Raw genomic sequence first — 5,810 nt, forward strand, 5'->3', positions numbered from 1 at the left:
GGCTGGACGCCTCCACCCACGAACGAAACCAGTGATGCGGCAACCTTGTCGACTGGGCGACTTCCTGACGCATTCGGTACGATCGTTGGTTGATCAAGTGCGACGATACTGACAGCGAAATCCTGCCGCAGCGCCTCGATGAAGACGCGCGCTTCGGCAAAGGAGACCAACCGAGGTTCATGAAACTCGACTTGGCCGTGATCATCGAACGCTATGGCGCAGATTGCCCCTGGCGCCTTTGGAGCGTCCGTCCAAGCCGAATCGAAGCCGAAAATGACAGTGCTGCTTTGCGGACTGACGAAACGCATTTGGTCCTCCGCAAAGCAGCATATGCCAAGTACGGCAGGAATGAAGGCGCTTAAGTATCCAGCTTATACACTCTTCCGCGCCCTTCGATCTTCTCTGAGTCGATGGTGAGGCCGAGCTTCTTCTTGAGTGCTCCTGCGAAGAAGCCGCGCGTGGTGTGTGACGCCCACCCGGTCACCTCGACAATCTCCGGGATCGTCGCGCCATCGGGGCGGCGGAGCAGCTCGATCACCAGCGCCTGCTTGGTTCCCTTGCGGGCCTTCCGCTCCGGCGAGGCGGGCTTAGACTCAGGCTTCGGCGCCTTGGTCTTCTGAGGTTCGACCTCAACACCAATAGCGGCGAACCCGGCCTCGGTGATGATCAGGGAGAGGCCGTGACCTTCGTCGCTGTTGCGCCAGACGGGATCGTTGAGCTTGCGGTTTGCCTTGACCTCCTTGAGGAGGCCTTTCTCGATCAGGGCGTTGACAACCTTGTGGGCTGCGCCGCCCTTGAGGCTTTTGGGAAGGGGCAGGGCAAGGCGGTCGGTGCGCTGCGAGGCGGCGCTGAGGATGACGCGCTGGGTGTCGGAAAGTTTCGTCATGGGTTTGGCTCCATCGGGTTCGCGGAACGGCGGGACTGCCGGTTCCTACGAGCCCAGGCCCCGCGCTTCATGCAGGGCGGAGCGGCTTGCGTGGTCAGTCGGTCAGGGCAGGGCGGAAGCCGCTACCTCCCGCGCCATGCCAATGCTGGGCAGGACCCTTGGACCGCCTTGCGCGGTGACACCGTAGAGGAAGAACTCGTCACCGATCCGGTAGCATTCGATCATGCGGCTGAAGATGCCGGTGCCGTAGCTGAAGATTTTTTCAGGCGCAGACTTGTCACTCGGCATGTTCGCCCTCCCTGAAGGCGGAGTCCGTGATGCGCCGAAGCTGGCTGGCGTAGAATCCGAGATCGCCGACATGACCCCAGTGAAGGGTTTCCGGGTCGACGTTGAAGTGAGCCGCGCTCAGGGCGGCGAGGCGTTCAAGCATTGTGTCGATTTCTGCCTTCTTCGTGATGAAGGCGGCGAGCGCTTCGCTGTTGTCCTTCCGTGGCTTGTGCATCTTGGTCTCCTTTTCGGACCCATACATGCTCGACGTGCGCAGGAAGACAAGCAGAATAGAGGTTTATTCCTGTTTTATAGTCGAGCGTTCCAAGGGGATCTGTGGTCATGGCGGAACATGCTGGCCTGATCCCCATCGGCCAGGCGGCCCGGCTGCTGATGATCTCGGAAGAGCGCATCCGGCAACTGGTGAAACAAGGCTACGTGCCGAAGCCGGAGAAGCGTGGGTTCGTGCAACTCGTGGGTGCTGTGCAGGGCTATCTGCGTTACCTGAAGGATGACGAGCGCCGCTCTGCCAAGTCGGCGGCCGACAGCAGGGTGCGCGACGCCCGGGCGCTGGAGATTGAACTGCGCATCGCCGAACGCTCGCGGGAACTGATCCCGGTCGAAGATGCGCTGAACGATATGGCGGAGCTGGCGGGCATGGTGAGGTCGGAGCTTGCAGGCCTGCCGGCCCGGCTGACCCGTATCGTGGCCGAGCGGCAGAAGGTTGAAACAGAGATCGATGGCATTCTCTCGCGCCTTTCCCAGCGAGCCGCAGAAAAGGCTGAAGGCCTGGAGGCTGGCAGAAGCCATCCTCAAGCCCTCGCCGAAGCTGCTGCCTGACGAGTGGGCGCGCGAACACAGAATCTATCCCGAGACCTCAGGGCTTCCGGGGCCGCGTGATCCTGCAATCACGCCCTACATCGTTCCGGTCGAGCGGGCGGTCCATGCCGGCAGCCACAAGCGTGTGGTGATGGTGTGCGGCGCCCAGATGGGAAAAACTGACGGGCTGTTGGATATCATGGGCGCCCGCCTCGACCAGCGCCCGGCGCCGATCCTTTACGTCGGCCCGATCAGGGACTTTCTGACCGACCAGTTCGAGCCGCGGTTGATGAGCCTGCTCGACGAGGCCGAGACGCTCTCGGCCAAAGTCGTTCGTGGCAAGCGGATGAAGAAGACGCTGAAGATTGTCGCCGGTGTGCCGGTACGGCTGGCGCATGCAGGATCTTCGGCGGCCTTGAAGTCGAGTCCGGCGGCGCTGGCGCTGGTCGATGAGTACGATGAGATGCTGGCCAACGTGAAGGGGCAGGGCGACCCATTGGGCCTCGTTGAAGCCCGCGGCGAAACCTACGCCGACTTCGTCACCGCCATTACGTCTACGCCGTCGCGCGGCCTCATCGAAACCGAACTCGACGAAAGGAGTGGTCTTCGCTTCTGGAAGCCAGCGGAATCCGACGCTGTCGAGAGTGCCATCTGGAAGCTCTGGCAGTCCGGCACACGGCATCATTTCTGCTGGCCGTGCCTGCACTGCGACAAATACTTCGTGCCGCGCTTCGAGCAGATGCGCTGGCCGGAGAATGCCACGCCGGCGGAAGCCGCCAGATCTGCGCAGCTACAGTGTCCCCATTGCGGCGGGCTGCATCAGGATGCCGACAAGCAGGAGATGAACGCCCGCGGGCTCTATGTGGCGCAGGGGCAATGGGTGGAAGAGGGGGAAGTCCGGGGCGAACCGCCCGAAAATGCGGTGGTCAGTTTCTGGGCCAGCGGGCTTGCCAGCCCCTTCGTCACCTGGGGCACCCGGATCGAGCGTTATGTCCGCGCCCTTGCTTCCGGCGATCCCGACCAGGTGCAGACGGCGCTCAATGCCGGGTTCGGCGAATGCTTTACACCGGCGACGGGTCGGGATGCCCTCGACTGGCAGGAGATCCTGCAGCGTCGCGAACCTTACCGCATGAAGGAGGTACCGGGCGGCGTCCTGCGATTGGGGATGGGCGTCGATGTCCAGAAGCTGTCCTTATACTACACGATCCGCGGCTTCGGTGCGCGGGGTCGTTCATGGCTCATCGACCGTGGCCAGCTTTACGGTCCTACCGATGACGATGAAGTTTGGAACGCACTGGCCGACCTGATGCTCACGCCCATCGCTGGACTGCAGATCGAGCGGGTCTTCGTCGACTCCGGCTTCCGGCCGAACAAGCCCGATGCAGGCGACGAACACAAGGTCTATGAGTTCACGAGGCGCTATCCGTGGCTGGTCTCTCCCACCAAGGGCCGTGCGACAATGTCGCCGCCCTACCGCGTGTCGAAGATCGAGGTGACAGCCAAAGGCAAGAAGGCGACCTATTCGATCGATCTCGTCTGGCTTTCGACGGACTTCTTCAAGTCGCTGCTGGTATCGCGGATCCGGACGCCGCTCGATCAGCCGGGCTCCTTCATCGTGCCCGACGACATCGACGAGGATTACGCCAAGCAGCTCGTCTCTGAAGTCCGCGTCGTGGACGGAGCAACCGGCAAGCCGCAGTGGGTGCAGAAGTCTCGCGCCAACCACTATCTCGACTGCGAGGCGCTCGCCATGGCCATCGGCTACTCGCTGAACGTCCAGCGAATTCCGGACGGGGTGCTGCGGGAAGATCGGGCTGGTGATTCCACAACAGTGGCCAATGGCGAGGAAGTCCCCGAGACGGAAACATCATCGGCAAGAGCGGTTCCCGCCCTCGCGGCAGCGGCGATGCCGGATCTGCGCTCGCGTTTTGCAGGGCTGTCGTCACGATTGAACAGGTGACCTGATGGGCATGATGGACCGGGTGAGGGATTGGCTGGCGCCGTCCCGCCCAAGGTCCGTCACGCCGCCGCCCATGCGCAGCGACTTCATGCGCGGCAATCGCGGCGTGGTGTTCGGCGGCTGGCGACCTGCCTTGCGGGAAGCCTCAGACGATGTCGGAGCCTCCTGGGATCTGGCTGCGGCGCGCACCATCGATCTGATCCAGAATTCCGGGTGGATGGCTGGAGCCATCGACCAGGCGGTCGCCAATACGGTGGGTACTGGCCTTCGTCTCAAGGCCATGCCGGAAAACGACCTGTTCGGCATGAGCAATGCCGAGGCTGAAACCTGGGCGCAGACGGTCGAGCAGCGCTGGAGCCTCTGGGCCGACAAACCCTACGAGTGCGATATCGAGGGCAGGCGTTCCTTCGGCCTCTTGCAGGCCGCGGCCTTCCGCTCCTGGTTCGCCACCGGCGAGATGTGGGCCGAGATCCCCTGGCGGGAACGCCCGGGTGGGCGTTACGGCACCAAGGTGAGGCTCATTCCGCCGCATCGTGTGGTCCGCCGCAATGATCCGGCCCGCAGTATCGTCCAGGGCGTGCGCATGGATTGGGACGGGATGCCTGTCTCCTATATCGCCACCCGGAAGGATGCAGCACTCGGCACCGTCGAATTCGAAGTATCGGCCCGGGACAATCTGGGTCGCACGCGCGTCATCCACGTCTTCGACGGCATGCCGGGTCAGGTACGGGGAATCTCGCCGCTGACGCCGGCGCTGCAGGTGGCGCGTCAGTTCGACCAGCTCTCCGACGCCACGCTGACGGCGGCGATCCTGCAGACGGTGTTCGCGGCATCGATCACTTCGGACGAGCCGACCGAGGAGGTGCTGCAAGGTCTGCTGACGCCGCAGGAACAGGCGCGGCTCTCGGCCAGCGGCATCTCGGCGTGGGACGCCTACATCCAGGCCCAGTCGGGCTGGTACGACAACGCCACCATCAATCTCGGCATCAATGGCCGGATTGCCCATCTCTTTCCGGGCCAGAAGCTCGAGCTTCACCGCGCCCAGCACCCGCATTCGGATTACCGGGACTTCGCCGCGCACCTGCTCCGGGAACTCGCCCGCTGCATGGGGCTCACCTATGAGAGCGCCACGGCAGACTATACCAACGCCACCTATTCCAGCGTGCGCATGGCATCGGGCGAGATCTTCCAGATCACGCTCTACCGCCGCGCCCATATTCTCGGACCATTCTGCACCGCAGTCTACGAGGCCTGGCTCGAAGAGGAGATCGCCAGGGGTGGTATTCCGTTTCCGGGTGGCCTCGACGGCTTCGTGGCCAACCGCTCGGCAGCGTCCCGCGCCATCTGGCGGGGAGCGCCGAAGCCGCAGGCGGACGATCTCAAGATGGCCAAGGCCCACGAGATCTGGTGCCGGCTCGGCGTCATGACCGATGCGGCGATCGCCGAGGACTTGGGCCACGACATCGAGGACGTCTACGCGCAGCGCGCCCGCGAGAAGGCACTGCGAGCGACCTACGGTCTCCCCGACCATCAGTACCAGGGCATCACCACGCCCTCGGGCAGCGACCCCGCAAACGACCAGAGCGGAGATCAACCGGATCCATGACCATCATCACCGATTATGCCGATCCGTGCGCAGTGCTGCCGCGGATTCGCGAAGCCTATTACGCGCTGCTCGAGGGGAGGCGCCCTGAGCTCGTCGAATTCGACGCCGGCAACGGCGTCAGGCGCAAGGTCCAGTACGGCAAGACCGATCTCGGTGCACTCCGTGCCGAACTCTCGCGTCTGGAGAGCTTCTGCGGTCGTACGGGGGGCCTCCGACAGCGGTTCGGGCTGCGGGCGGGAGGCTACTGATGTCGGGACAGCTCCTGCGCCTCA

The 5,810-nt window shown here is 63.7% G+C and carries 7 protein-coding genes and 1 pseudogene; 4 read left to right on the top strand and 4 right to left on the bottom strand.

The window, feature by feature from the left end:
• From WCJ41_RS19805 to WCJ41_RS19820, 4 genes and pseudogenes are all read right to left on the bottom strand, one after another.
• Window positions 1-308: pseudogene (locus WCJ41_RS19805) on the bottom strand (DUF429 domain-containing protein); the annotation flags it as partial.
• A gap of 50 nt (window positions 309-358) precedes the next feature.
• Window positions 359-886 carry a DUF3489 domain-containing protein gene (locus WCJ41_RS19810; RefSeq protein WP_336907564.1) on the bottom strand — a complete coding sequence of 176 codons (528 nt, stop codon included), beginning with the start codon at window positions 884-886 and terminating at the stop codon, window positions 359-361.
• A gap of 102 nt (window positions 887-988) precedes the next feature.
• Entirely contained in the window at window positions 989-1,174 is a 186-nt protein-coding gene (locus tag WCJ41_RS19815; protein WP_336907565.1) for a hypothetical protein, read from the bottom strand.
• Complete coding sequence (locus tag WCJ41_RS19820) at window positions 1,164-1,388, bottom strand: hypothetical protein (protein WP_336907566.1); 225 nt, start codon at window positions 1,386-1,388, stop codon at window positions 1,164-1,166. Before WCJ41_RS19820 ends, WCJ41_RS19815 begins: the two co-directional genes overlap by 11 nt.
• A 107-nt stretch (window positions 1,389-1,495) precedes the next feature.
• Here WCJ41_RS19820 and WCJ41_RS19825 point away from each other — a divergent pair, with 107 nt between their 5' ends.
• From WCJ41_RS19825 to WCJ41_RS19840, 4 genes are read left to right on the top strand one after another with little or no spacing between them, the layout of a single operon-like run.
• On the top strand, window positions 1,496-1,993 hold the full coding sequence (locus WCJ41_RS19825) for a hypothetical protein (RefSeq protein ID WP_336907567.1): 498 nt from the start codon (window positions 1,496-1,498) through the stop codon (window positions 1,991-1,993).
• The gene (locus WCJ41_RS19830) at window positions 1,893-3,932 is read left to right on the top strand and encodes a terminase gpA endonuclease subunit (protein WP_336907568.1); all 2,040 of its coding nucleotides are present in this window, start codon (window positions 1,893-1,895) and stop codon (window positions 3,930-3,932) included. The genes WCJ41_RS19825 and WCJ41_RS19830 overlap by 101 nt, the downstream gene beginning before the upstream one ends.
• A gap of 4 nt (window positions 3,933-3,936) precedes the next feature.
• Complete coding sequence (locus WCJ41_RS19835; protein WP_336907569.1) at window positions 3,937-5,538, top strand: phage portal protein; 1,602 nt, start codon at window positions 3,937-3,939, stop codon at window positions 5,536-5,538.
• The gene (locus tag WCJ41_RS19840) at window positions 5,535-5,786 is read left to right on the top strand and encodes a hypothetical protein (protein ID WP_336907570.1); all 252 of its coding nucleotides are present in this window, start codon (window positions 5,535-5,537) and stop codon (window positions 5,784-5,786) included. The genes WCJ41_RS19835 and WCJ41_RS19840 overlap by 4 nt, the downstream gene beginning before the upstream one ends.
• The last annotated feature ends 24 nt before the right edge of the window (window positions 5,787-5,810 follow it).

Origin of the sequence: Aestuariivirga sp., from assembly GCF_037139295.1 — a bacterium.
Taxonomy (GTDB): Bacteria; Pseudomonadota; Alphaproteobacteria; order Rhizobiales; family Aestuariivirgaceae; genus Aestuariivirga.

What these genes read in the sequence shown, in the direction of transcription:
- WCJ41_RS19810 (WP_336907564.1), bottom strand. Translation starts at nt 886, where the DNA reads ATGACGAAACTTTCCGACACCCAGCGCGTCATCCTCAGCGCCGCCTCG.
- WCJ41_RS19815 (WP_336907565.1), bottom strand. Translation starts at nt 1,174, where the DNA reads ATGCCGAGTGACAAGTCTGCGCCTGAAAAAATCTTCAGCTACGGCACC.
- WCJ41_RS19820 (WP_336907566.1), bottom strand. Translation starts at nt 1,388, where the DNA reads ATGCACAAGCCACGGAAGGACAACAGCGAAGCGCTCGCCGCCTTCATC.
- WCJ41_RS19825 (WP_336907567.1), top strand. Translation starts at nt 1,496, where the DNA reads ATGGCGGAACATGCTGGCCTGATCCCCATCGGCCAGGCGGCCCGGCTG.
- WCJ41_RS19830 (WP_336907568.1), top strand. Translation starts at nt 1,893, where the DNA reads ATGGCATTCTCTCGCGCCTTTCCCAGCGAGCCGCAGAAAAGGCTGAAG.
- WCJ41_RS19835 (WP_336907569.1), top strand. Translation starts at nt 3,937, where the DNA reads ATGGGCATGATGGACCGGGTGAGGGATTGGCTGGCGCCGTCCCGCCCA.
- WCJ41_RS19840 (WP_336907570.1), top strand. Translation starts at nt 5,535, where the DNA reads ATGACCATCATCACCGATTATGCCGATCCGTGCGCAGTGCTGCCGCGG.